Origin of the sequence: Vibrio methylphosphonaticus (assembly GCF_023634655.1) — a bacterium.
GTDB lineage: Bacteria > Pseudomonadota > Gammaproteobacteria > Enterobacterales > Vibrionaceae > Vibrio > Vibrio methylphosphonaticus.
Genome location: NZ_JAMKMS010000103.1, coordinates 1 through 220, shown reverse-complemented (window position 1 = coordinate 220; position 220 = coordinate 1). Strand labels below are relative to the sequence as shown.

Sequence of the window (220 nt, the reverse complement as noted above, 5' to 3'; positions counted from 1 at the left end):
TTCATTTGGTGAGAAGGTATAGCTGCCATCACCGTTATCGGTGAACACACCGTCGGTACCAGAGTAAGACACATCCGCTACGGATAAGTCGTCACCATCAATGTCTGAAGCGCCTGCTAGAAGCTGCTCATCAGTAAAGGTCAACGAGCCATCTTCTTGGATGGTATAACCCACATCTTCCACAACCGCGGCGTCATTCACTGGATTTACCGTGAGGTCT

General features: G+C 49.5%; 1 protein-coding gene. It reads right to left on the bottom strand.

The window, feature by feature from the left end:
- Positions 1 to 220: cadherin-like domain-containing protein (locus M9196_RS23435; protein WP_250619906.1), on the bottom strand; the 220-nt coding region annotated here is incomplete at both ends.